Raw genomic sequence first — 26,316 nt, 5'->3', positions numbered from 1 at the left:
GACGAAAGAGGGCTGGTTTTGTACTGGTGATTGGGGCTATTTAACAGATACTGGTGAACTAAAAATTCTTAGTCGAATGAGTGAGCGAATCATCTCTGGCGGAGAAAATATTTACCCTGCTGAGATTGAAGCAATTTTTTTAAAAAGTCAGAAAATTGCAGAGGCTATTGTTATTGGTAGAGCCGATCCTAACTGGGGGCAACGCCCAGTAGATTATTTGAAATTAATAGATAAGGTCAGCGTTAATGAAATTTGCAATCTCATGGAGCAACTTGCTTCCTACAAACATCCTGACGAAATTTTTGTCATCCATGATCTACCAAAAACAGCCTCAGGAAAACCATTAAAACGACTTTTTTTAACAGAAGAAAGAGTGAACTATATTGACTACCAACTTATTTAATCTAAATCTACAGGAAGTACCTGAAGCTGACTATGTATGTTATAGCTTTAAGATTCCTTATGAACCGTTAGCAAATCTCTTTGCAAAAGCGAGTGACTTTAAAGGCACACGTTTCTTTTGGCAAACGCCAGACAAAAATGTCGGTTTCTTGGGGTTTGGGCGTAATCTTTTAAAGAAGCGTGGAAACTGGTCCACCGAAGACCTGATAAATGCTAAACAAGAGTTTTTTAAAAAACTTTCGTTTCTGGTTCCTGAAAAAGAGACTCCGATTCTTTTTGGAGGATTACCTTTTGATGCTGAAAACAAAAATCAAGCGCCTATTTGGGGAGAATTGGCAGAGGGCTGTTTTATTCTACCCGAAATATTAATCAAGCAAAATCATCAGCAACTAACCGTTGTAATAACCGCAAGTAATCATTTTAAAACTTTAAAAGAACTCGATGAGTTTATTAAAGAAAAAATGAGACTCATTAATGAAATGAAAGAGCGATGTGTCCCAGATTTTTCGCCAAGTCAAATATTAAAAGAAACTGAAGTAGCTGTTCCTCATTTCTTAAAAGCTGTTGAAGAGACGATCGAAGTCACAGCAAATAAAAAATCAGCACTTAAAAAAGTGGTTTTAGCAAGACAGATGCAATTAGTTGGCAAAGAATTTTCTGTTGAAAAAATCTTACTTCATCTGATTAGTCAACAACCAAACACCTATCTCTTTGTTTTAGAAGCAAAAGGTCAAGCGTTTATTGGCGCAACACCTGAACGTTTGCTTCAGGCGACTGATACCCATTTCTTGACCGCTAGCATTGCTGTCTCTATCGCTAGAAGTTCAAACGAAAGAGAAGACGTTACATCGGGAGAAAAACTTTTAAAAGACTCTAAAAATATTGGAGAACACCAATTAGTCGTCGAACGTTTAACAGAACATATGCACTCATTTATTAAGGGGAAACTAACAGTATCAGAAAAAAGTCTTTTAAAAAACCGAGACATTCAACATCTTTGTTTGACGTTGAAAGGGAGCCGTCAGGATGGTTTCTCATTTTTAGAAGTCATACGACAACTACATCCTTCACCAGCTTTAGGCGGTGTTCCTAAACAGGCAGCCATTGATTGGATAGCGGAAAAAGAACCTATTGGGCGAGGGTTATACGGTGGTCCAATTGGCTGGTGTAGTTTAACTGAGGATGTTGGTGAATTTGCAGTTGGTATTCGTTCTGGAGTAGTGAGTGATACTGAGGTCCAGTTGTATGCTGGCTGTGGAATTGTGCCAGATTCAACGCCTGAAGCGGAATACTTAGAAACTGCTCTAAAATTTCAACCGATGATTCGAGGTTTAAAAGAATGACGAACACAAAAGAGCTGACTGCTTATTTATTAGCATTTATCCATGGATTGAAAGAAAGTGGATTAAAAGAAATGGTCATTAGCCCAGGATCACGCTCGACACCACTGGCCTTATTGGCTTATCGTGACCCGGAAATCAATTGCTATATCAATGTGGACGAGCGTTCGGCTGCTTTTTTTGCGCTTGGTTTAGCAAAAGCACAAAAGGAACCTGTTGGTCTGATTTGCACATCAGGAACTGCTGCAGCAAATTATTATCCAGCCATTTGTGAAGCTGAGGCGTCAAATGTTCCACTCGTTGTGTTGACCGCTGACCGTCCACCAGAGGCGCAAGGCGTAGGAGCACCACAAACGATAGATCAGCAACATTTGTATGGAAGCCATGTCAAAAAGTATATCGGAATGGCTTTGCCTGAAGAAGGAGAATCTTTTGAAAGATATGCGTTTTTTCAGGGTTGGGAGAGTGCGGCTGCTGCAATAAAAATTCCTAAAGGACCTGTACATGTGAATCTACCTTTTCGAGAACCTTTATTACCAGATTTGTCCCAATCATTTACACGTCATTATTCAAGAAAAGGGGAAACGATCAATAAAGTAACTTCCTTTTCGTTACCAGAACTTGATTCTTGGTTGACCAAAAAAGGGTTGATTATTGTTGGAAGAGAATTGACCACACAACAGGCAACGAAAATGATTGAACTAGCTGAAATCGTAGGATGGCCTATTCTTGGTGATCCACTTACAAATTTAGGAAATTGCGGGAAAGAAAGCGACAATTATATTTCTCATGTTGATTTGATCTTTGCCGATCAACGCTTAGAAACACCCGAAATCGTTTGGCAGTTTGGTAACTTGCCATTGGCCAAAAACCTCATGCTTTATTTAAATCAGTCAAAAGACCTGACTTATGTCATCATTGATGAAAGCGAATCTTGGAAAGACTGGTTACATCAAAGTAATTATGTTTTACCAATTGATCCACTGACGTTTTGTAGCATGGTTAAGAACATGAGCGATGAAGAATTTCATACTCATGCAGATAGAAACTGGTTATCCTATTGGCAAGAAAGAGCAAAGCTTGCCAGACAAACGATAGAAACAACCTTACCCTTAGATGCCTATAACGAAAGCAATGCTAGTAAGCGTCTTTTTCAATTGTTAAAGTTTGACGAAACACTCTTCTTGTCCAATAGTAATGCTATTCGTTTTATTGATCGCTACGCTGGTTTTTCAAAACAACGATTTTCAGTCTATGGGAATCGGGGAGTAAATGGTATTGACGGGATTGTTTCAACAGCTGCAGGTATTTGTGCGGCTAAGAAACAGCAGATGTTTTTGTTGATTGGTGACTTAGCTTTGTTTCATGATATGAATGGGTTACAAATAATCAAAGAACTTGAGCTGCCGGTGACTGTGGTCGTTTTGAATAATAACGGGGGAGGTATCTTTTCTTTCCTTCCTCAAAGGGAATTAGATAACTCCTTTTTTGATCCTTTGTTTTCAACACCCTTACATCTAGACTTGGAGAAAGTGGCAGATCTCTACTGCGGCGCTTATAAAAAGCCCAAATCGCTGACTGAATTTGAACAAATAGTTTGTGAAAGTCGAGAAAGAATAGAAAGTAAAGACAATAGAGAAGAGAAAGAAAATTCAACTTGGACGTTGATTGAGGTCGTTGGCGAACAAAAAGCACCAGCAGAGCTTTGGCAACACATGATTGAGGGATACGGTAATCGAAATGAGTGAGGGAAAAATAAAAATCAATGGTGTTAATTATGCTTATCGTTGGTTACAGCGAACATCTCCAATGAGACCTACTATCATTTGTTTACACGGATTTACCGGAACTTCCATGAGCTTTTCTTTGTCTTTTCAAGATTTAAATGTTTTAGCAATCGATTTGATCGGGCATGGTAAGACGGATGTTTATGTTCATCCTTATCGCTATAAGCTTCCATTACTTGTTCAAGATTTAGCACAATTGGTTTTGCAATTAAAGATCGATGCTTTTTATTTGTTGGGGTATTCCATGGGGGCCCGTACCGCGTTAACTTGGCTGATTGAACAACCAAAAGGAATTTTAGGCATCATTATGGAAAGTGGTACACCAGGCATCAGTTCGCTTAGCGAAAGACTCATACGTCAAAAAAAAGATCTTCTATTAGCGCAAAAGATCATGACTGAACCATTGTCTGGTTTTGTGGATTATTGGGAATCGATTCCATTATTTGAAAGCAAAAAGAACTACCTGATTCGACAAGAAGAAAGATTCGCCAAGGAAGACTTATGCAACAATCAATTGGTTTGGCGCTTAGTTTGATGTACATGGGAACTGGGCAACAGACGAATTACTGGCCATCGCTTAGAAATATCCAAAGACCGATCCTTTATATAGCAGGAGAATATGATACTAAGTTTCAAAAAATCGGAAAAAAATTGGTTGAAGAAAATAGTCTGTTTTCCATGGCGTTGGTTCCCAAAAGTGGACACTGTATTCATCTAGAACAGCCAACGAAATTTGTTTCCCTAGTAAATCAATGGATAATGGAGAAAGAAAAAAGTGATACAAATTAGAAAAATCGAGCAATTACAACTTAAATTACCTTTGACTTCCCCTTTTGAAACGAGTTATGGAATTCTAACTGAAAAAGCGTTTGATTTATTGATAATCGAGGATGAATTAGGCAATCAAGAAGTAGGAGAGTTGGTTTCTTTCCAACAAGCGGACTATATTGAAGAAACGATCGACATGAGTCGCTTGATCATCAAAAATGAATTGATTCCTTTACTTACTATGTCTCCAATCAAAGAGCCTTTCGAAGTTCAGCGACGATTGACGAAAGTGCAAGGGAATTTTATGGCAAAAGCAGCCTTGGAAACAGCTATTTGGGATTTATATGCCAGACGAAAGAATGTCAGTTTCCGAGAAATTTTCAAAAGTACGAAAACAGAATTAGCAGTTGGGATTAGTTTAGGTATCCACACAGATTCTGCAAAATTGTTAAAACAAGCTCGAATGTATGTTTCTCAAGGCTATACGCGGTTGAAGTTAAAAATCAAACCAGATTACGATATCGAACCATTAACCTTATTACGAAAGGAATTTCCTCACTTGCTTTTGATGGCAGATGCCAATTCTGCTTATACATTAAAGGATCTACCGGTATTGTTAAAATTGGATCGATTAAACCTAGCGATGATTGAACAGCCTTTTAATCAACGGGATTTTATCGAGCATGCGTATTTACAGAAACAATTAAAAACACCAATTTGTTTAGATGAGAATATTCGTACACTAAATGATGTTAAAACCGCTCATACCTTGGGAAGTTGTCGTGGGATTAATCTAAAAATCCCCAGAGTGGGTGGGATCGCTGAGGCATTATCCATCGTAACATTTTGTCGTGAACATAACTTGACGGTGTGGCTAGGTGGAATGTTTGAATCAGGAGTAGGACGTTGCTTAAATATACAATTTGCCAGCCAAAATGACTTTACTTTCCCTGGCGATATATCGGCATCAGATCGCTATTACTACGATGATATCATCAAAAATAAAGCTTGCCTCACTGATGGGAAACTTGCAGTTCCCTTAGGAAAAGGCAATGGGGCAGTCCTTGATCAAGAAAAAATCGAACGTTATTGCTACAAAAAGGAACTCCTTTTTTCTTAATAATAAACGTTTGACAAATAATATGATCACTGTGGTCGTTGTAGAGATACACCAAGTAATCAGAAAGAATCCAAAAGCAGCTCTTTCTCTTTTGGATTCTTTCTTTTTGTTGAACTTTTTTTATATGAATCAGCAAGTAGCGAGTATAAAATTACACTTTCTACAATACCGATAATTCAGCTAATGTCGCCATTGACCTAACTTCTCCTTTTGATGAGATAATCATGGGAAACAGAATTCTGTTACCGATAACATAAATGAAAGCGTTGTCTTTTGTTGTTCACTCTTTTATAGTGAACACGTAATCTTAAATATGAAGGAGGAAATACATGAACACCGCAGCAATTTATCATCGACCGGAAAGTGAATATGCTTTTTTATATACAGCTGATACTTTCAGAATTCGTTTACGTACCTGTAAAGACGATGTAAAAAAAGTTTATCTTATTAGTGGCGATCCTTATACGATTGATTCACAAAAATGGTATCTGGAAGAAATACCAATGAAAAAAAGTCTGAGTACTTTAGTTCATGATTACTGGGAAGTGGAACAAACAAGCTCGACTAGAAGGTTACAATATGGGTTTCATATCGTAGGGATTGATGGCACAGAATGTTTTTACGGGGATCAAGGGATTTTTGCGTATGAACCAGCAAACTTAGCAGAAGCAAATTACTATTTCCGGATACCCTATTTTCATGAAATTGATCGTTTCAAAGTGCCGCAATGGGCAAAAGAAACGATTTGGTACCAAATATTTCCTGAACGATTTGCGAATGGCGACTCAACTAACGATCCAGCTCATACGCTACCATGGGGAAGTAAAGCACCTGACCGAGATGATTTCTTTGGTGGTGATTTACAGGGTGTGATTGATCACCTCGATTACTTAGTCGATTTGGGAATCAATGGTATTTATTTTTGCCCGATTTTCCAAGCTATGTCTAATCATAAATACGATACGATCGACTATTTGAAGGTTGATCCAGCCTTTGGTGACGAACGTCTGTTAAAAGAATTAATCGAAAAAGCGCATAAAAAGGGTATCCGCATTATGTTAGATGCTGTTTTCAATCATATTGGTAGTGACTCGCCCCAATGGCAAGATGTGATCAAAAATGGCGAAAAATCAATTTATAAAGATTGGTTCCATATTCATTCTTTTCCTGTGGATGCCTATCAAATGACGAATTTACCCGAAACAGCAGCAAATTTATCTTATGATACGTTTGCTTTTACACCTTTCATGCCTAAACTCAACACAGCAAATCCTGAGGTTCAATCGTATTTACTAGATATTGCTACTTATTGGGTGAAAGAATTTGATATTGATGGGTGGCGTTTAGATGTCGCTAATGAAGTCGATCATCATTTCTGGAAATTGTTCCATGAAAAAGTCACTGCAATCAAACCAGATATTTATATTTTAGGCGAAATCTGGCATTCATCCCAAGCTTGGTTACAAGGAGATGAGTTCCATGCTGTAATGAACTATGCATTTACAGACTCAATCAAAGACTATTTTGTTAAACGAAAAATCACTGCTTCACAAATGGCAAGTGGCATGAACCATCAGCAGATGCTGTACCAAGATCAAGTAAACGAAGGAACATTTAATTTATTAGATTCCCACGATACTGCGAGAATCCTAACCTTGTGTAATGGAAATAAAGAGTTGATGAAAGCTGTACTTACTTTCATGTTTTTACAAAAAGGCGCACCTTGTATTTATTACGGAACGGAAATCGGATTGACTGGAGAAGATGATCCTGATTGTCGTAAATGTATGATCTGGGAGAAAGAGCAACAAGATACGGAATTATACGGTTTTATTAAAGAATTGATTTATCTTCGGAAACGATTATCTGAAATTTTAATCACAGGTACGATTTGCTGGGAGCTAATTGATGATAGTCAAGACGTGATTCATTTTTCTCGTGAATTGAACGGCCAAAAGATCCATGCTATTTTTAATCAATCTTCCACAAGTTATTTGGTTGATCAGAAAAATGAAATTATCTTAAGCCAAAATAGTGAATTATTAAATGATGGGAAAGCTGAAATTCAACAATTCGGATTCATTTTGATGTGTGAATAACTTGTTACCGGTAACATGCAGAAAGCGTTTGCAAGTTGTCGTTTTATAACAGTATACTCTTTATACAAACAACATTTATGGAAGTGGAGGAACAAAAAGTGAAGAAAAACTATGTTAAAAAATTAGGGTTGGGTTTATTGTCACTTGGTATTTTAGGTGGATTAGCAGCTTGTGGTAATGGAAAAGCTGATACAGCTAGCGGTGGAAATGATGAAAAAACATTAACTGTATCGGTAGATTCTGGTTATAAAGATTACATCAATGAGATCAAGGGTGATTTTGAAAAAGAGAATGATGTCAAAATCAAGCTAGTTGAAAAAGATATGTTCGATCAATTAGAAGCGCTTTCTTTAGATGGACCTGCCGGTAAAGGACCAGATGTGATGATGGCAGCCTATGATCGAATTGGTGCGTTAGGACAACAAGGCCATTTAGCGGAAGTCAAATTAGGAAATGAAGCCGACTATGATGAAACAGATAAAGCACAAGTGACCTATGACGGAAAAATTTACGGCGAACCAGCAGTGATCGAAACATTAGTCTTGTACTACAACAAGGATCTAGTAGATGCAGCACCAACCACTTTCAAAGAATTAGAAAATCTAGCCAAAGACAAACGCTTTGCCTTTGAATCAGAAGCAGGAAAAAATACTGGATTCTTAGCAAAATGGACTGATTTCTATTATTCTTATGGTTTACTAGCAGGCTATGGCGGGTATGTTTTTGGTGACAACGGAACTAATCCATCAGATATTGGTCTAAATAATGCAGGATCAATCGAAGGAATCACTTATGCTACAAACTGGTTCCAAAATGTTTGGCCAAAAGGGATGCAAGATATCAAGAGTGCAGGCGATTTCGTTAGCCAACAATTCATGTCTAACAAAGCAGCCGCAATCATTGATGGCCCTTGGCAAGCACAAACTTATAAAGACAACAAAATCAATTATGGGGTAGCAAAAATTCCAACATTGAACAACGGCGAATCTTATCAACCGTTTGGTGGAGGAAAAGGTTGGGTAGCAAGTAACTATTCTAAAAACAAAGAATTATCACAAAAATGGTTAGACTATGTGACAAACACAAAAAATCAAGAAAAATTCTTTGAAATGGTCAATGAGATTCCAGCCAATCAAGCAGCACGTGAAACAGCTAAATCAAAAAATGATGAATTGACAACTGCGGTGATTGATCAGTATGAAACTGCGCAAGCAATGCCAAATATTCCAGAAATGGCTGAAGTTTGGACTGGTGCTGAAAACTTAATGTTTGATGCAGCTTCAGGTTCTAAATCGCCAAAAGAATCTGCTAACCAAGCAGTGAAAACCATAAAAGAAGCGATTGAGCAAAAGTATTAAAAGTAACAAAGTGATCTCTATTCACGATCAAATGGATATTTTTACTAGATGTGGTGATAGTAGACCACTAAATCTCATTTGGTCAACCAAATCATAAAACAAGTCATGGATCAATAGGTGAAACAGTTGAACGGTGTATTTTCTTTAACTGTTTCACATTGATTCGTGTGAATAACATCCACGAGCAGAGTTTTTTTATAGCAACTGAGTGAGGACTACAAATGAATGGAAAATGGTTTTTGATAGCAATTATTGATGACTGTCATGGATAGCTACTATTTATAGTTACTATGTATAACTGCTATGAATAGTTACTTATAGATGGCTATTGTGGATAGCCGACTGATTCATTTCCTTGCGCAAAGAATAAAATAGTAGTACTGGGGGTATCGTTATGCAAGACGAACAAAATAATATCAATGTAAGAAAAATTACACTTATGTCTCTCATACCTGGCTTAGGGCAATTTGCTAATGGTCAAGCGTTCAAAGGAATCGTATTTCTAGGTATTTTCGTAGCATTTATTCTACAACTGATAGTTGGTGGCTTCCACTCTTTGATTGGCTTAGTCACACTGGGAACAGTTCCGATGGAGGATCACTCCTTATTTATTTTGATTCAAGGAACGCTGCAACTAATCATTACGGTTATTTTTTTTATTTTCTATGGACTGAATCTGTTAGATGCCAAACGTGTCGCAGTTTTACGCAAAGAAGGTAAGAAAATCAACCGAACGATGAAGGAAGTTATACATAATATTGGTGATGAGGGTTTTCCTTATTTGCTTACACTTCCAGCCTATCTTTTGATGATTTTTACGATTATTTTTCCAGTTCTAGTCACATTATTTACAGCATTTACCAACTATGATTTCAAACATATCCCACCTGCTAGTTTGATTGATTGGATCGGAGTAAAAAACTTTTTTAGTATCTTCTTCTTAAGTTCTTACCGTAATACCTTTTTCTCTGTGTTTTCTTGGACTGTTATTTGGACACTATGTGCAACGACACTTCAAATCACATTAGGTATTTTTACAGCCGTTATTGCTCACCAAAAATTTATTAAATTTAGACGTTTTTTTGGTATTATTTTCCTTTTACCATGGGCGGTACCAGCATTTATAACAATTATGAGTTTCTCTAATATCTTCAATGATAGTGTGGGGGCGATCAACACCCAAGTGATTCCTTTTATCAATCATCTGCCATTCGTAGACATTAGCGCGATTTCATGGAAAACAGATCCATTTTGGACGAAAGTTGCGATCATTATGGTTCAAGGGTGGTTAGGATTCCCTTATATCTATGTCATGGTAACAGGTATTTTACAATCCATTTCTGAAGATTTATATGAAGCAGCAAAAATCGATGGTGCAAATGCTTGGAAACGTTTCTCTAATATCACGTTACCGGCTATTTTTCTAGTAGCAGCGCCAACGTTTATTACTCAGTATACTGGTAATTTCAACAATTTCTCGATGATTTATTTATTTAACAACGGTGGTCCTGGAAGTGTAGGAGGGGGCGCAGGTTCAACAGACATCTTGATTTCTTGGATCTATAAACTAACGACGGGAACCTCGCCACAATACTCCATGGCTTCAGCCATTACACTAATTATTTCTGCAATTGTCATTTGTGTTTCTTTACTTGTGTTTAAAAAGACTAATGCATTTAATATGGAGGACTAAGCGATGAAACAATTTAATTCAAGTGCTAAATTCCAACGAAGATTGTCACAATTCTTGACCTATGTTTTTTTGATTCTTTTGTCGATCATCATTATCTATCCATTGTTGATTACAGCCAGTACAGCATTTAAATCAGGTAATATCGCTGCTTTTAGTCTGGATTTATCCAGTGACTGGACACTAGAAAATTTTAGACGGCTATTCTCAGAAACGTTATATGGTACTTGGTATAAAAATACCTTGATTATTTCCATTCTAACAATGGTTATCCAAGTGACTGTTGTAACTTTGGCTGGTTACACTTATAGTCGTTACCGTTTCATTGGACGCAAATCAAGCTTGATGTTTTTCCTGGTGATTCAAATGGTTCCAACGATGGCTGCATTGACCGCTTTTTACGTCATGGCTTTTCTACTTAACGCCTTAGATCGATACTGGTTCTTAACAATGATCTATATTGGTGGGGGAATTCCGATGAATACTTGGCTAATGAAAGGTTATTTTGATACTGTTCCACTTGATTTAGATGAATCTGCTAAATTAGATGGAGCTGGTCATTTCCGGATTTTTCTACAAATCGTTTTACCGTTAGTTAAACCAATGATTGCCGTTCAAGCATTATGGGCCTTTATGGGACCGTTCGGAGACTTCATGCTCGCTAAATTTTTACTACGCACACCAGAAAATCAAACAGTGGCAGTTGGTTTGCAAACATTCATTTCTGATGTGACAAATCAACGGGTTTCATTATTTGCCGCAGGAGCGATCCTCATTGCATTACCGATTTGTTTATTGTTCTTCTTTTTACAAAAAAACTTTGTCACTGGTTTGACTTCTGGTGGTACAAAAGGTTAGGAGCAGGTGTTGATGCAAACATTTCCTTTGAATTACTTTTCTCATTTAAATAGTCCTAGACGTCTTTTTGCTGGTAGAAGACAGTTGTCATGGCCTAAATTGAGTCTGATCTTTCTTTTCTTGGTCGCGTTGATGGTTATGCCGATTACCATGTATTATACCAATCAGGTAAAAGCAATCCCTATGGAGCAATTTTTGACAGTTCACCAACTAATTGATCAAGATGGAGTAAATAAATTTTTAGAATTACCCATGGAGAATGGGCAAATAAATCACTCACCAATAACGATTTATCAGAATAACGAAATACTGATTGGGTCAGGATTGACGAAAGAACAAAAAAACGAAAAAAACGCCTTTATTGATTTCGCAAAAAATCATTGGACAATCCAGCAAAAAGAACAGGGGCGTATAAGAACCTATCAAATGAATTACCAAGCGTCTTTCAATCCCGAATCAGTCCGAACGCCACAAGAGTTTCAAGCATTTTTAGAACAGGAATTTTACGCCAGTAATCGTCCAATGATTATTTTATCTTATAGTATGAGTTTAGGAATCATCTTATTTATAATGACTAGCTTCATTTTATTTGGTGCTTCTTTCTTTTTATGGCTAACTAGAAAGAGTCGTTTTTCTTCCATCCAAACATTCAAAGAAAGTGCCAATTTAATGTTGAATGTGATTGGAGTTGGCTCCATTATTGCCACGATTGTTGGATTCTTTTATTTTGATTTTGTTTTGATGTTAGGTATTCAATCAACTGTTTCAGTTCTTTTATTGCTATGGATTTTTGCTAAAACTGGATTTAAAGATGAAGTCAAGGCCTAAGATCATCAACTAATTATGAGAAAATAAATGTGAAAATAATGAAAATTTGATAGGTAACAAAGATTTTTTTCTGAAAAATACCCTTCTGAGTTGATTCTTTTAATTTTTAGTATTAACGTTAAATAGTAGCAATTCTAAGGAGGAAAATCATGTTAGAAAAAACAGTATATAATCAATTATTTTCACGTTCTTTCTCCCTTCCAGTCGAAGTTACTTACTGGGATGGTACGACAAAACGCTATGGAGATACTGACAATCCTCCCCAAATCAAAATTAAGATCCATGAAGAAATACCAATGAAAGAAATCACAAATAACGCCTCTCTAGCTCTAGGTGAAGCTTACATGGATCATCGTATTGAGATTGAGGGAAGTATTCAAGCGTTGATCAACGATGCTTACCAACAAGCAAACAGCTTTTTAAGAGGGAGCGACTATTTAAAATGGCTTCCTAAAAAGCAAAAACACACAAAAAAACAAAATCAAGCAGATATTCATGCACATTATGATCTAGGAAATGATTTTTATGAAATGTGGCTAGATCCAACATTAACCTATTCTTGTGCTTATTTTGAGACACCTGAAGATACATTGGAACAAGCCCAAATCAATAAAGTCCACCACATCTTAGATAAACTTTTTATCAAGGATAATGATACGTTATTAGATATCGGTTGTGGTTGGGGAACCTTGATGTTTACAGCTATCAAAGAATACAATGTAAAAGCAACTGGTATTACCTTGAGTGAAGAACAATATAACCATATTACTAATCGGATCAAAGAAGAACATCTGGAAGATAAATGTCGGGTCTTATTAATGGATTATCGTGATCTAAAAGATGAAACGTTTGATCATATTACAAGTGTCGGGATGTTTGAACATGTGGGAGCAGACAACTTAAAAGAGTATTTTGGTGTCATCCAAAAATTACTAGCTCCTAAAGGAACAGCGTTGATTCACGGTATTACTCGTCAGCAAGGTGGGGCAGTTAATGCTTGGATCAACAAATATATTTTCCCGGGTGGATACATTCCAGGATTAGCAGAAATCGTAACAGATATTACGGATAATGATTTACAGTTAATTGATTTAGAAAGTTTGCGTCGGGACTATCAGCTTACTTTAGAACATTGGACAAATAATTTCCATAAAGTACAAGACAAGGTAACAGAAACTATGGGCGATTCCTTTTATCGAATGTGGGATCTTTACCTTCAAGCTTGTGCAGCATCTTTTGAATCAAGTAACATTGATGTTATCCAATACTTACTTGTTCAACCAAGTAATAATGATCTTCCAATGCATCGTGCATAAGGGGAAAACCTAATAAAAAATATTAATTAAGATTCGCATGAAAAGAGGCTTTGAAAGAAGCGTTTAGCTCCTCCCTTATTATTGAGGAGTTGCTTCTTGAACGCCGTGAATCAGAGGTCGTAAAAACATCGGGTAGCTCTGATGACAATAAGAAAGAATTTTTTGAAACAGCTTCTCATGTTTTGAAAAATTCAGGCTTATTTCAAGTAGCTGATGTTTGAACACCGTTTACTCGTTTTTAGAGATACTAGAAGAGACTGAGACAACTTTTGTCCCAGTCCCTTTTTTATTGTGAAAATGTCTAATGCTGGCCAACCTATTTTTTTGATTTTTTATTAGCTAAAAAGGAGATGATTATCGAGCTGATTTTGCCAATAGAATAGAACAGATATTGAAAGAGCAACCGTGCTAAACTGTATTTTTTGATGAATGAAAATGAAAAAATTATGATAATCAAAATTGCATAGACTATATGTGTCGTTCAATAAAGTGAAAAAAGATTTTCCATCAGTTCTCACTCTATGTATATAATCATTAAGTGCATGTTGTTATTTTTTATCTATATTTAAATAAAAAACAATACATATATTTTCGTTGTTATAAAAGTATTTATAGAACTATAAATAACAATTGTTTATAAATAAATCGTTCATCAAACCTCCGTGTTGTGATATTATAAACATGAGCTGTGGGTGGCTAGTTTACTCAAGTTCAAGTAAAACAAGGGAGGTGAAAAGAGTGGAAAAAATTCTTATACCATTAAAACAACATGTAGGCGCTTCATCAAAGAGTATGGTAAAAATAGGCGAATATGTGCAACGTGGACAAAAAATTGCTAAACCAGATGGATTAGGAGCAAACATTCATTCTAGCTTTTCAGGTGTTGTATCAGAAGTAACCAACGATCAGATTGTGCTAAAGATTGATGAAAAGCAAAATTTTTCAAGTTATCTTCCTATTCCAGAAACATCCTCTTATATTCAAGCAATCAAAGAAGCCGGAATTGTCGGAGCTGGTGGAGCTGGGTTTCCGACAGATATAAAATTATCTTGTGAAATACCAGAAGGCATCTTTATCGCAAATGGTGCAGAATGTGAAGCTTTATTACTTCACAATGTAAAGCAAATGAAAAGTCAAATCAAACAATTGATTCGTGGAATAAAGTATTGCATGAGCATTACGAAAGCACCCAAAGGAATCATTGCCGTTAAAGGAAAACATCGAGAGTTAGTCATACAATTGTTAAAGTTTACCAACAATGAACCGACAGTAGATGTTTACCAATTACCTGACATCTATCCTGCAGGCGATGAACGTGTAGTGATTCGTGAAGTGTTGAACATCACTTTAGACCCTGGTCAACTACCAATCGAAATCGGAGCAGTAGTGGATAATGTTGAAACAATTAAACGCATTGTCGAAGCGATTGAACAGCGAAAGCCATTTATTGATAAAGATCTTACGGTATCTGGTCGTGTAAAACAAAAGAAAACAGTCTTTAAAGATGTCCCAATTGGAACACCTGTCAAGCAATTAATTGATCAAGTTGGAGGTTTTATTGAGCCCCATGGAGAAATTGTGATCGGTGGACCAATGACTGGTCATAGCGGCACGGAAGAAACCCCCATTACGAAAACCAGCGGAGGGGTATTGGTTGCTATGCCATTTCCTCAAGAACACCGAAAAATAGGACTATTACTTTGTGAATGCGGCGGTTCAGAAGAAAGAATGACTGAAATAGCTGAAAACATGGGTGCTGAAGTTGTTGCTACACAACGCTGTAAGCGAATGGTAAAAGTGAATGGAAGATATAGATGTACCTTGCCAGGTATATGTCCAGGACAAGCACAAACAGTCTTTACTTTGAAAAAAGCAGGTGCTGAAGTTGTGATGACTGGAACTTGTTCTGATTGAACGAACACCGTTATTGGTGTAGCTCCTAGGTTAGGAGTTCCGGTTTATCATTATACAGATCATGTACTTCGGGCAGATGGGCACAGACTATATCGTAAATTACCTACAACGAAATAAATTTAAATTTTAGGAGGATTTAACGAATGTCTATTACGGCTGAAACTGCCCAAGAACATGCAAAAGATCTAGCTGTACTCTGTTGTCGTGCGGAAGCAGGCATAGTGATTACGCCAGAAAATCTAGAGGACCCCGCAATTTTTCTTGATCTGGAAGAATCAGGGTTACTTGAATTTTCTGAAGATGTGTTAACAATTGAACAAGTACTTGGTACAACATTAAAAGAAACAACGGATGCGTTGATTCCATTGACAAAAGAATTACTGGAAGGTGTATCTGAAGGAATGAAAGAAGTTCATTTAAATGAAAAAAAAGAAGTTGAGACTTCTGAAACAATTGCGACGCCAACCCAAGCTGCTTCATCTTCTGTAACAAGTGGTCAGACTATTAAAATTCATATTGCTGAAGGAAAAGGAATTGATTTAGAGCTTCCTTTAATGATGGCTGCTCAGTTAACCGAAACGGTAAATCCTGCACCGGAATCAATAATTCCTGAGCAAGTAACGCCAATAATACCAGCACCGGTTTTGGGAAACTCAAATCAGGTGAAAGAAAAAGTGATTCGTTCTGTACGACATGATCATCTAAAAATTGATCAGGTGATTTTTGGGGAAGAAACAAAAATCGAAGGAACAACTTTAATTTTACGAAAAATGACAGAAATTTGTGCTGAAGCAGTTGAACTGGAACAGCTCGTTGAAGATATGACTTTAGAAATCATTACACCAGATAAATACACTGAATATAGTGAAACGATTATGGACGTTCAGCCAATTGCCGCAAAAGTTGAAGGCGATCTTGGGCATGGAATTACCCGAGTACTGGATGGTGTCGCCATGGTTGTTACAGGGACGGATGCTAATGGAGTTCAAATCGGTGAATTTGGTTCTTCTGAAGGAGAATTAGATCGTAACATTATGTGGGGACGTCCTGGAGCACCAGATAAAGGAGAAATCTTTATTAAAACCCAAGTGACAATCAAAGAACACGCGAATATGGAACGTCCGGGTCCGCTAGCCGCTCACAAAGCTTCTGATTACATCACTCAAGAAATTCGTGAAGCCCTCAAAAAAGCGGATGAATCATTGGTGATACATTCAGAAGAAATTATACAGAAACGTCGAATTGGCAATAAGAAAGTTTTGATCATCAAAGAAATAATGGGGCAAGGTGCGATGCATGATAATTTGATTATGCCCATCGAGCCAGTTGGAACATTTGGCGCAAAACCAAATGTTGACCTTGGCAATTTGCCAATCCTATTGGCACCAACAGAAGTATTAGATGGAGGAATCCATGCGTTAACTTGTATTGGACCGGCTTCGAAAGAAACTTCACGCCATTATTGGCGGGAACCGCTTGTTAAAGAAGCAATGGCAGATGAAGAAATTGATTTAGTCGGTGTTATGTTCGTCGGCTCTCCACAAGCGAATACTGAAAAATATTATGTTTCAAAACGTTTAGGAATGACTGTCGAAGCCATGGACATTGATGGTGCCATTGTAACCACTGAAGGTTTCGGAAATAATCATATTGATTTCGCTTCTCACATGGAAGAAATTGGAAAACGTGGAATCAAAGTGGTTGGCGACTCTTATAGTGCTGTTCAAGGAGCCTTAGTTGTTGGTAATTCTGAAATGGGCGCAATGGTTGATAATAATAAATCAAAACAAGGGATTGAAAATGAAATTTTATCAAATAATACCTTGTGTAGAGAAGACGCCATTCGTGATTTAGCTATGTTAAAAACGTTAATGGGTGGAGGAACAATTAAACCAGCTGAACGTAAATGGAATCCGAATGTCAAACAAAACAACATTGAGATTATCGAAAAAACAACAGGAAGAAAAATAGACCTGGAAGAAAATGAGCAATCTTTGCTGAAAAGTAAAAAACGTCAAGAAATTTATGAAAAAGAATAAAATAAGGTGCAAAATGGATAGAATCGAAAAATTAAAGTATGTCTCTACTGAACAAATGTTTGAAGGGATACTTGTTGAAGTTCGAGATGCGAGCGTAACTATTGATATCAAAGGACGACTAGGTCAATTAAAAATTCCGCGGCGCATGATTATTTCAGAGTACGATTTAAAAATAGGACAAGAAGTTGGATTTTTGATGAGTTATCCAGAGGTTTTGGAAGAAGCAGCCAATACTCATTACGTTGAAGCAATCACAGAACATGAACGTCGACGTTTAAAAAATCAACAGAAGAAAATAAAAATGAGAGAGGAAAATGAGTAGATGAGTTTAACAGTATTCGAAGGATTACAGTCAGAAATTTTTGTACCAATCACACCCAAATCCGTCTTTACGCCCGTTAAAAAAGAGCTGAAAGAAATGCGGATTGCTTTGGCAACGGCAGCTGGTGTCCACTTAAAAAGTGATACACGCTTTAATTTGGCAGGAGACACAACGTATCGTGAGATTCCAGATGGAGTACCAACTGAAGATTTAATGGTCTCACATGGTGGATATGACAACGCAGACGTTAATCGGGATGTCAATGCAATGTTTCCGATTGACCGATTACATGAATTAGTAAAAGACGGCTTTATTAAAGAAGCTGCCCCTGTACATTATGGCTTTATGGGAGGCGGCGGTGACCAAGATGCCTTTAATGAACAGACGGGACCAGAAATCGCACAAAAACTCGTAGAAGAAGAAGTTGACGCAGTTGTTTTAACTGCTGGTTGAGGGACCTGTCACAGAACTGCCGTGATCGTGCAGAGAGCAATTGAGGAAGCAGGGATTCCTACTATTTTAATCGCCGCATTACCACCAGTAGTACGGCAAAATGGTTCACCTAGAGCTGTAGCACCACGTGTACCGATGGGCGCTAATGCCGGAGAACCACATAATATTGACATGCAAACGGGTATTTTAAAAGATACTTTAGAAAGCCTAGTTTCAATTGAAACACCAGGGAAAATTGTGCCATTACCTTATGAATATATCGCTCATCAACATGCGGTGATACCTGGATGGGAGCGGGCTCGTGGTGCTTTTCCTTTGGCCATTTCTTTATTAAATCAAGGCGTTGCGTTGCTACAATTGCCTTGTCCTGAATTTTTGACCTTAGGAAAAGAGAGACCACCAATGACTTATCAAGAATATGTTGCTATACCAGGCTATCGTCAAAAATGTCAAAGTATGTTGCAACCAGTCATTCAACAAATCAAAGAGTACCAAGCGAATGATTATCGCTATTTGGGAATCATCGGGATCAATGAAAGTCCTAATTGTTCCATCTCAGCACAGCGAGGCGTACTAATGGAAGAGTATTTTGAATTATGTAAGAATCATGGGATTGTTAATCCTTATTTTGAAGTTCCAACTTGGTATACAGAAGAATCACAAGGCGATTTATATCAGAAATTAAAACTATTTTTAGAAGGAAAGTAAACGATGAATAATAAAATGAAAATATTGACTTTATGTGCAATGGCCGTTGTTTTAAATGTTGTTTTAGGTGAGGCTGTTTCACTAATGAAAATCCCCTTATTATTTTTAGATACGATGGGAACGATTTATATTTCAACCAATTTTGGTATGAGTTATGGGGTAATGACTGGGATTGCCACTAATTTATTAATGTGGATCATCAGTGGGCCGTTGGCTGTTCCTTTTGTATTCGTAAATATTGTTGTAGCAATTATCTGTTCTTTACTAGCGAAGAATGGATTTTCTTACAAAAAAGCGCTAATAGCAGGGGGACTATTAGCCGTTGTTTGTCCAATGATCGGTGCGCCGATCCGTTTAGCTTTATTTGGTGGTTTTACCGGTTCAGGAACGGACATCCTCATTTTTGCTTTCAAGGCTTCCGGTAAAGAAATGATCACTGCAACTTATTGGGCAACTGTTGCAGGAAATATTGTGGATAAGATGCTTTCTTGTTTACTCGTTGCTTGGTTTATGAAACGTTTACCGCAACGTATCCTAGTAAAATAAAAAGAGAACGACTAACAGATATTAAAGCTAGTCTAGTCTTTTATAACTACAAACATTCTAGCATTTGATATTGATTGAACAAACGAAAAATGTTAGAATGTTTTTATTAGGGGAGTGGATGGGTTCTGGTGTTCCCTCTGGTCTTCAAAACCAGTATGAGGAGTTAAGAGCTTCTTGGGTAGGTTCGATTCCTACACATTCCCGCCAATTGAATACATACAAAGCTAAAAACATTGATACAGAGCCGTTCTGTTGATGTTTTTAGCTTTATTTTTTTGTCGCCACTGCATTTCCACTGCATTTGATTATTTTTCGAGGTAGTTCATTGCTTGATCACTGTTTTCATCAAGTGTAAGAAAGGAACATTCTGCTTCTCGCTTTTTATCAATGCCCATGTGATTGAAATCACATATTAGTCTCGACATGGCTATTTTTCCATGCTATATTTAATTCAAAAAGAAGAAATTAAAATATAGATGTGCGCATCTACTACATAAAAAGACTTAATTATTAAGGATTTTTATCGTCTTTCTATTAATTCCCACATAGTTAAAGTTTTTATATGAATACGCCGGAAAGGAATGAGAGCTTGATTTCATTTGAACACGTTTCAAAGTCTTTTGGAGGTACCATGATCCTAAATGATCTCAATTTATTTATACCAAAAGGTAAAATCTTTGGTATCATTGGACGAAGTGGTGCAGGAAAAAGTACAATGATTCGTTTAATAAACGGATTAGATCAACCAACAAAAGGTAATATATCTCTATCACAAGATGTGAAAAGCAGCACAATATTTCAACATTATGCCTTATTGCAGTCAAAAACTGTTGCTGATAACATTCGACTTGCTCTGAGATTTAGCAAAGTCAATAAGCAGGAATACGACAAAAGAATTGAAAACGTTTTACATTATGTATCAATGATAGAGAAAAAAATACATATCCCTCCCATTTATCTGGTGGGCAGAAACAACGAGTGGGGATTGCTAGAGCGTTAGTAACGGAGCCTTCGCTTTTATTATGCGACGAAATTACTAGCGCTCTTGATCCAACCGCTAAAAAAAGTATTTTAAATTTGTTAAAAAAAGTGAATGAGGAACTAGGAACCACCATCATTTTGGTCACCCATGAAATGGAGGCGATAAAAGAAATTTGTGATGAAGTGGCTGTCATTGATTCAGGAAAAGTTATTGAACAGGCAACAACCAAAAAAATGTTTTTAAGCCCTCAAAGCAATTTAGTTCGTGAATTTTTAGCAGATATGATTTATCCTAAGTATCCAAAAAAAGAATCGATTTCCTTTAATTATGTCCTTTACTTCCTGATGAATGCCACAAATTATGCTCGTTTTCAAGAAAGTAAAATGGAGGGGACGGTCTATGATATCAAAACCATACATATTAGCGGAGAACGTTTTTTTGCGATGTATTTTCTAACAAATAAAATTCCTGATAATGAATTTATTGACCAACTAATTAGTTATGAGAAGGTGACCGTATTAGAATCGGAAAGATATACGATTAAACGAATTGAATTTTCTCAATTTATCCAATCAAATACTGCCTTAGGTGAAGGAAAGATTGATGTAAATGTTGCTCAACACTCCGCTTATATGAATGTTTTCAATAAGGAGAATGGGACTGATTTAGTTCCTTTAGTTGCTACACCCTCTGTTCCGTGTAATTTGTACTCTTCCAAATATACAAGTAAAGAAGAGGTGAAAAAAGGAATGATGATTGGGATTCCCCAAGATCCGAGTAATGCAGCACGAGCCTATGCAGTTCTTGCTAAAGCTGGTTTTATTCAAGTGGATAAACAAGTGAAAAGTACCGACTTGACTGCAAAAGCAATCACAAATAACCCCTATCAGTTAAATATCAAAGAGATGGACACGAACACTTTACCACACGTGTTGGATGACCTTGATTTTGAAGTCATACCTGGAAGCACAGTTGAAGATGCAGGAATTCGACAACAACTTCATTTGATCGAGCTAGAAAAAATGGTGCCTGAATTACAAATCGTAGCTGCTGTGACAAAAGAAAATGAAAAAACGGATTGGGCAAAAGCGATTAAGAAAGCCTACCGATCAGAAAAATTTCGTACATATATCAATAGTCATAATAAAGATAATTACTGGATCATACCTGACATTTCTGAAACTGAGAATAGCAGTCAATAAAGATATTACATATTAGCAATTGAAAGGAAGCGTTGCGTTTTTACTTAAAACACGTTTTGCTTGTTCGTAGAAGCGGAGACAATTTTTTTCTTATTTTGATTTTTTAGACAAGACTGATTACTTTTTTAGTCTTGTCTTTTTTTGCTATTTAATGATTGATTTGTTCAAAAATGACAGAACAACTTTACTTGTGTATACTTAAATTAAAGTGATTTTTATTCAAGAAAGGAAATAAATTTTATGAAAACTAATGTTATTTTTTGTGGGCTGTTTTCTTTACTATTGTTAGCAGGGTGTCAATCGAATCAGGCTACACCAGAATCAACGCCAGCGCCAGCGACTACGTCAACAAGTACTGGTCAACAAACAACTTCTTCAACCGAAGCATCAAATCAAACAATGAATTCTGGGACGAATGCAACAAAAGAGATCAAAGTATCTGCACAAAAAGCGATTGAGTTGTTTCAAAAAGAATATCCAAATGCAGCGATTACCAGTTTAGAATTAGATAGTAGTTGGGGAAGTTTCTTCTATAAAATCGATGGTGTTGATGATCAAAATGAATACGAAATGAAGATCAATGCAGCAAACGAAGAAATTCAAAAACAAAATCCTGAGCGTTTAGATCAAGATGAACAAAATGGACAGAAGAAACAAGAAGATGCTTTGGACACAAGTAAACTTCTAAGTATTGAAGAAGCAGCAAAGATCGCTGAAAAACAAGCGGGTGGGGGAACAGCCACTGACTGGGATCTTAGTAAGGAACTTGGTACCACTTACTGGGAAGTGAAAGTGAAAAACGGGAATAAGAGTACTCAAGTAAAACTCAATAGTCAAACAGGAGAAGTTTTAGCAACTGAAAATGATGATTAATTGTCTTGATCCTCTTTGCTTTTGCTTGACTTGATGATAAACTAGAAAAAATGATTCATCAAAGGAGAGAATGACTTGACCTTAGAAACGACTTTTTTTAATCATACTTTTGCTAACCCTTTTATGAATGCCTCCGGTGTTCATTGCATGACAACGACAGAACTAGTTGAATTGGAACAATCCAATGCTGGCGCTTTTATCACAAAGAGTTGTACACTGAATGAACGTGCTGGAAATCCAGAACCTCGTTATTTCGATGTACCTCTTGGAAGTATTAATTCCATGGGATTACCTAATCGTGGATTTGATTATTACTTAGATTATGCATTGAACTATGAAAAACAGCAGACACAACCGCTCTTTTTCTCTATTGCAGGTATGAGTGCAGCAGAAAATTTGGAAATGTTGACAATGATTGAAAAGAGTGACTTTCAAGGAATCACTGAATTGAATCTTTCTTGTCCCAATGTTCCTGGCAAACCACAGTTAGCCTATGATTTTGAGGCGACGGAAGATTTATTGCAACAAGTTTTTGCCCGTTTCACCAAACCATTAGGAATCAAATTGCCCCCATATTTTGATTTGGCGCATTTTGATCAAATGGCTGAAATTTTGAATCTATTTCCTTTAACTTATGTAAATTCTATTAATAGTATCGGCAATGGTTTGTATATCGATACTCAAAAAGAAGCAGTCGTGATCAAACCTAAAGAGGGTTTCGGTGGACTTGGTGGAGAATATGTGAAACCAACCGCTTTAGCGAATGTCCGTGCTTTTTATACTCGCTTGAAACCAGAGATAAAAATTATTGGTACTGGAGGCATTCGAAATGGACAGGATGCTTTTGAACATTTATTATGTGGAGCAACTATGCTACAAATCGGTACCGAACTTCACAAAGAAGGACCGAAAATTTTTGATCGGATCACGAAAGAACTCGAACAGATCATGACAGAAAAAGGGTATCGAACCATCGATGAATTTAGAGGGAAACTAAAAACGATTTAATCGTTAACGATTCTCTAAGTGATGAAATAAAAGACAACAATAAAAAATAAGCCAAAGAATCCAAACATAGTTTCTCTTATTTTGGAAATCTTTGGCTTATTTTTATGCAATCCGGTGGTTTTAGAATAATAACTGGTGGTTAGCTTTTAGTCTATTCGTTGGTTTGCCATGAATAGTACCTTAGCTATTAGGATACAATAGGTGTATATAATTACTGATAATAGCACCACCGTTTCTAACATGAAGCGTAATCATTCTTTTTGTTTGTTGAATAGAAATATGAGAAAATGGCACAAAGGTATGACAAATAAAAGGAGGGATTTACTTGAAAGATGGCATGGAGATCGTGAAGGATCTAAAAAAGAAGCAGTTCAGTTACAAGGAATTAGTCAAAGAGGTTAGCCAAAAAGTAGCAAAATTAAATCCAGAATTAAATGCGTTCGTTACTTTTGAAACAGATCAACCGATTAAAGATGAGGCACCAATTCTAAAGGATGAACAGCCTTTAAGCGGCTTACCGTTCCCGTTGAAAATGTTAGGACAGGAAAAGCAAGGTTGGTTAGCTACATCAGGCTCAAAGCTTTTTCAAACTCATCGCTCATCTAGAAATTCAAATTTTGTTTCGCAAGTTGAAAAAATTGGTCTTATCCCACTTGGACAAACAAATGCGCCAGAGTTTGGATTTAAAAATATCACCGACCCACAACTTTATGGTCCAGCTAAAAATCCTTGGAATCTTGCGCATTCGCCAGGTGGTTCAAGTGGTGGGGCAGCAGCCGTTGTTGCTTCTGGCATTTTACCGATCGCTGGTGCTAGTGACGGTGGAGGATCAATTCGCATACCTGCTTCCTTTTGTGGTCTGATTGGCTTAAAACCTTCACGAGGAACGATGCCAGTTGGTCCTCATGCTTGGCGAGGTTGGCAAGGAGCAGCGATTGATTTTGGTTTGACCATTTCTATGAGAGACACCAAAGCTTTATTTGCAGGACTGCGAAGTATCCATTCAGGAGCGCCTTATCAAGTTTCGCCAGCGGAATGGCAAGAGCATCCACCAAAAAAACGGTTGAAAATCGCTGTTTGCACAGAATCACCGATCCACACAAAAATCAGCGATGAAGCACGACAAGCAGTGACCAATGCGGTGACATTTTTAGCACAAGAAGGCCAAGAAATCATTGAAATCAATTACCCTCTTGATGGAAGAGCCTTGATTCAGTCTTATTATCAAATGAATGGAGCAGAAACAGCTAGTATGATTCACTCGATTGAATCTGGATTAGGACGACCGGTTGCTCAAAATGAACTTGAACCGATTTCCTGGGTCCTGCTAGAGTATGGGAAGAAGGTTTCTGCAGCGAACTATATCCAGTCGCTTCATGTTTGGGATCATGCAGCAATCACAATGGAAGAACTATTTCAAACTGTTGATCTTTTTCTTTCGCCGACAACAGCATTTACTGCTCCAGAAATTTCCACTGATCTTCAAAGCGATGAAATTCGGGCAAAAATGGCTGGAATCAACGAATGCAACGAACAAGAAAGTTTAGCAGTTATTTCTGAAATGTTTGAGGAAAGTTTAAAGATCACGCCTTACACCCAACTGGCAAATTTGACGGGACAACCAGCAATCAGTTTACCCACACATATCAGTGAGGAAGGTCTGCCTTTGGGTATCCAATTCATGGCTGCCAGAGGACGAGAAGACTTGCTCTTTCAAATTGGCGAAATCTTTGAAAATCATCAAAAATTCTATTTACCGCCAAGTTATCAATAATAGTCAGTTGAAGAAAAGCAGTTGGGACTAAGAAAACTTTAGACTCAACTGTTTTTTATCTGGCTGTCAGCTACCTCGTGACGATGTTTTGTCCCATTCATTTAGCCGAATCAAAGTGAACAAAAACTAATTCTAAATATTTTTAAGGAAACGATTCAAATAATAATTAACGATAGATTTTTTGTTGGATCTAAGGTAGAATGGGTAGGCGAAAATATGTTCGGAGGTGGAGGGATTGAAAACTCCTTTAACGATCGAGATGGAAACTTCTCTTTATCAATACTGTATCGAACAAGGGGGCATTGTCGTAGAAGAGGTGACCATGCCTGACGACCATGGTATCGTGGATACGTTAAGTTGTCTCACAAAGTTTGATGGTACAAGAGAGTGGCGTTGCTATGAGTTGAAAGTATCAAAAGCGGACTTTCGTTCCACTGCAAAATTATCGTTTGTCGGGAATTACAATTATTTTGTATTACCTCAAAAACTTTTTGATGAAGTCAAAGCTGAAATCCCCACTGGTATCGGTGTTTTAGTTTATCGACCTTACGGGATAGCAGAAGAGATGCCAGCTTCTGGCACATTCATTATTGCTAAAAAAGCAATGAAGCAACCGTTAGCAGTGGCAGAAGAGGCGCTGCTCAACCGTTTTATGGCTTCATTATTTAGAGAAGTAAGAAAAGCCAAACAAATGGAACGAGGCGTCAAATATTTTCCAACTGATCAGTTGTATAAAGAATTAAAAAAACGTTCAGATTCTCAAGATCCATTTGCCAAAGAGCGTTATTATGAACGATTTATTGAGGAAACAGAAAATCAAGCGATCCAAGATTTACAAGCAGAAATCAACGCTTTACAGCAAGATTATGAGAATCTGCGACAAAAGCAGCAAGTTAGACGCTTGCCAACAGAGCCATTGGAGTGAATAA

The 26,316-nt window shown here is 37.1% G+C and carries 22 protein-coding genes, 1 tRNA gene and 2 pseudogenes; all 25 read left to right on the top strand.

The genetic code is table 11. The annotated features are described in order from the left end of the window. The first annotated feature begins 76 nt into the window (after positions 1 to 76). The 25 genes and pseudogenes from AB3I42_RS07535 to AB3I42_RS07415 all read left to right on the top strand — a co-directional run bounded on the left by AB3I42_RS07535 (position 77) and on the right by AB3I42_RS07415 (position 26,312). On the top strand, positions 77 to 403 hold the full coding sequence (locus AB3I42_RS07535; RefSeq protein ID WP_325830180.1) for a hypothetical protein: 327 nt from the start codon (positions 77 to 79) through the stop codon (positions 401 to 403). After that, positions 384 to 1,745, top strand: coding sequence for an isochorismate synthase MenF (locus tag AB3I42_RS07530; RefSeq protein WP_368022414.1), 1,362 nt, complete (start codon positions 384 to 386; stop codon positions 1,743 to 1,745). The genes AB3I42_RS07535 and AB3I42_RS07530 overlap by 20 nt, the downstream gene beginning before the upstream one ends. Then, positions 1,742 to 3,490, top strand: coding sequence for a 2-succinyl-5-enolpyruvyl-6-hydroxy-3-cyclohexene-1-carboxylic-acid synthase (gene menD / locus AB3I42_RS07525; RefSeq protein WP_306690437.1), 1,749 nt, complete (start codon positions 1,742 to 1,744; stop codon positions 3,488 to 3,490). Before AB3I42_RS07530 ends, menD begins: the two co-directional genes overlap by 4 nt. Next, complete coding sequence (locus AB3I42_RS07520; protein WP_368022413.1) at positions 3,483 to 4,064, top strand: alpha/beta fold hydrolase; 582 nt, start codon at positions 3,483 to 3,485, stop codon at positions 4,062 to 4,064. The genes menD and AB3I42_RS07520 overlap by 8 nt, the downstream gene beginning before the upstream one ends. Further along, positions 4,031 to 4,318, top strand: coding sequence for a hypothetical protein (locus tag AB3I42_RS07515; protein WP_368022412.1), 288 nt, complete (start codon positions 4,031 to 4,033; stop codon positions 4,316 to 4,318). The genes AB3I42_RS07520 and AB3I42_RS07515 overlap by 34 nt, the downstream gene beginning before the upstream one ends. Continuing rightward, on the top strand, positions 4,308 to 5,417 hold the full coding sequence (menC, locus tag AB3I42_RS07510) for an o-succinylbenzoate synthase (RefSeq protein ID WP_368022418.1): 1,110 nt from the start codon (positions 4,308 to 4,310) through the stop codon (positions 5,415 to 5,417). The genes AB3I42_RS07515 and menC overlap by 11 nt, the downstream gene beginning before the upstream one ends. Before the next feature lie 329 nt (positions 5,418 to 5,746). Continuing rightward, a complete protein-coding gene (locus tag AB3I42_RS07505) occupies positions 5,747 to 7,516 on the top strand; it encodes a glycoside hydrolase family 13 protein (protein WP_306690435.1) in 1,770 nt (589 codons plus the stop codon). 98 nt (positions 7,517 to 7,614) lie between these two features. Further along, positions 7,615 to 8,874 carry an extracellular solute-binding protein gene (locus AB3I42_RS07500; protein ID WP_010737611.1) on the top strand — a complete coding sequence of 420 codons (1,260 nt, stop codon included), beginning with the start codon at positions 7,615 to 7,617 and terminating at the stop codon, positions 8,872 to 8,874. A 394-nt stretch (positions 8,875 to 9,268) separates the two neighbouring features. Continuing rightward, positions 9,269 to 10,567, top strand: coding sequence for a carbohydrate ABC transporter permease (locus AB3I42_RS07495; RefSeq protein ID WP_010719129.1), 1,299 nt, complete (start codon positions 9,269 to 9,271; stop codon positions 10,565 to 10,567). Positions 10,568 to 10,570: 3 nt separating this feature from the next. Then, on the top strand, positions 10,571 to 11,422 hold the full coding sequence (locus tag AB3I42_RS07490) for a sugar ABC transporter permease (RefSeq protein ID WP_010719130.1): 852 nt from the start codon (positions 10,571 to 10,573) through the stop codon (positions 11,420 to 11,422). Positions 11,423 to 11,434: 12 nt separating this feature from the next. Continuing rightward, a complete protein-coding gene (locus AB3I42_RS07485) occupies positions 11,435 to 12,250 on the top strand; it encodes an integral membrane protein (RefSeq protein ID WP_010737609.1) in 816 nt (271 codons plus the stop codon). A gap of 149 nt (positions 12,251 to 12,399) precedes the next feature. Then, a complete protein-coding gene (locus tag AB3I42_RS07480; RefSeq protein ID WP_010719132.1) occupies positions 12,400 to 13,566 on the top strand; it encodes a class I SAM-dependent methyltransferase in 1,167 nt (388 codons plus the stop codon). 50 nt (positions 13,567 to 13,616) lie between these two features. Next, the gene (locus AB3I42_RS07475) at positions 13,617 to 13,787 is read left to right on the top strand and encodes a hypothetical protein (protein ID WP_014834649.1); all 171 of its coding nucleotides are present in this window, start codon (positions 13,617 to 13,619) and stop codon (positions 13,785 to 13,787) included. Between the two features lie 460 nt (positions 13,788 to 14,247). Beyond that, entirely contained in the window at positions 14,248 to 15,597 is a 1,350-nt protein-coding gene (gene prdC, locus AB3I42_RS07470) for a proline reductase-associated electron transfer protein PrdC (protein WP_368022411.1), read from the top strand. 26 nt (positions 15,598 to 15,623) lie between these two features. After that, on the top strand, positions 15,624 to 17,519 hold the full coding sequence (gene prdA, locus AB3I42_RS07465; protein ID WP_368022410.1) for a D-proline reductase (dithiol) proprotein PrdA: 1,896 nt from the start codon (positions 15,624 to 15,626) through the stop codon (positions 17,517 to 17,519). Positions 17,520 to 17,532: 13 nt separating this feature from the next. Further along, positions 17,533 to 17,841 carry a CBO2463/CBO2479 domain-containing protein gene (locus tag AB3I42_RS07460; RefSeq protein WP_010719135.1) on the top strand — a complete coding sequence of 103 codons (309 nt, stop codon included), beginning with the start codon at positions 17,533 to 17,535 and terminating at the stop codon, positions 17,839 to 17,841. Next, positions 17,842 to 18,558, top strand: a pseudogene (gene prdB / locus AB3I42_RS07455) (D-proline reductase (dithiol) protein PrdB); the annotation flags it as partial. A gap of 447 nt (positions 18,559 to 19,005) precedes the next feature. Next, positions 19,006 to 19,548, top strand: coding sequence for a CD3073 family putative ECF transporter S component (locus AB3I42_RS07450; protein WP_181914501.1), 543 nt, complete (start codon positions 19,006 to 19,008; stop codon positions 19,546 to 19,548). Positions 19,549 to 19,658: 110 nt separating this feature from the next. Then, positions 19,659 to 19,755, top strand: a tRNA-Sec gene (locus AB3I42_RS07445). A 355-nt stretch (positions 19,756 to 20,110) separates the two neighbouring features. Further along, a pseudogene (locus AB3I42_RS07440) lies at positions 20,111 to 20,625 on the top strand (ATP-binding cassette domain-containing protein); the annotation flags it as partial. A 57-nt stretch (positions 20,626 to 20,682) separates the two neighbouring features. Continuing rightward, a complete protein-coding gene (locus tag AB3I42_RS07435; RefSeq protein WP_368022417.1) occupies positions 20,683 to 21,732 on the top strand; it encodes a MetQ/NlpA family ABC transporter substrate-binding protein in 1,050 nt (349 codons plus the stop codon). 240 nt (positions 21,733 to 21,972) lie between these two features. After that, complete coding sequence (locus AB3I42_RS07430; RefSeq protein ID WP_010737589.1) at positions 21,973 to 22,605, top strand: PepSY domain-containing protein; 633 nt, start codon at positions 21,973 to 21,975, stop codon at positions 22,603 to 22,605. Between the two features lie 75 nt (positions 22,606 to 22,680). Further along, positions 22,681 to 23,613 carry a dihydroorotate oxidase gene (locus AB3I42_RS07425; RefSeq protein ID WP_131773134.1) on the top strand — a complete coding sequence of 311 codons (933 nt, stop codon included), beginning with the start codon at positions 22,681 to 22,683 and terminating at the stop codon, positions 23,611 to 23,613. Between the two features lie 325 nt (positions 23,614 to 23,938). Continuing rightward, positions 23,939 to 25,387 carry an amidase gene (locus tag AB3I42_RS07420; RefSeq protein ID WP_181914503.1) on the top strand — a complete coding sequence of 483 codons (1,449 nt, stop codon included), beginning with the start codon at positions 23,939 to 23,941 and terminating at the stop codon, positions 25,385 to 25,387. Between the two features lie 235 nt (positions 25,388 to 25,622). Continuing rightward, positions 25,623 to 26,312 (top strand): hypothetical protein, encoded by a 690-nt coding sequence (locus AB3I42_RS07415; protein WP_081122744.1) that lies wholly within the window; start codon positions 25,623 to 25,625, stop codon positions 26,310 to 26,312. Positions 26,313 to 26,316 lie beyond the last annotated feature (4 nt).

Source organism: Enterococcus sp. C53, assembly GCF_040887425.1.
Classification (GTDB): domain Bacteria; phylum Bacillota; class Bacilli; order Lactobacillales; family Enterococcaceae; genus Enterococcus_B; species Enterococcus_B hirae.
The sequence above is the reverse complement of the archived record's forward strand: the minus strand, read 5'-3'. Positions and strand labels throughout refer to the sequence as shown.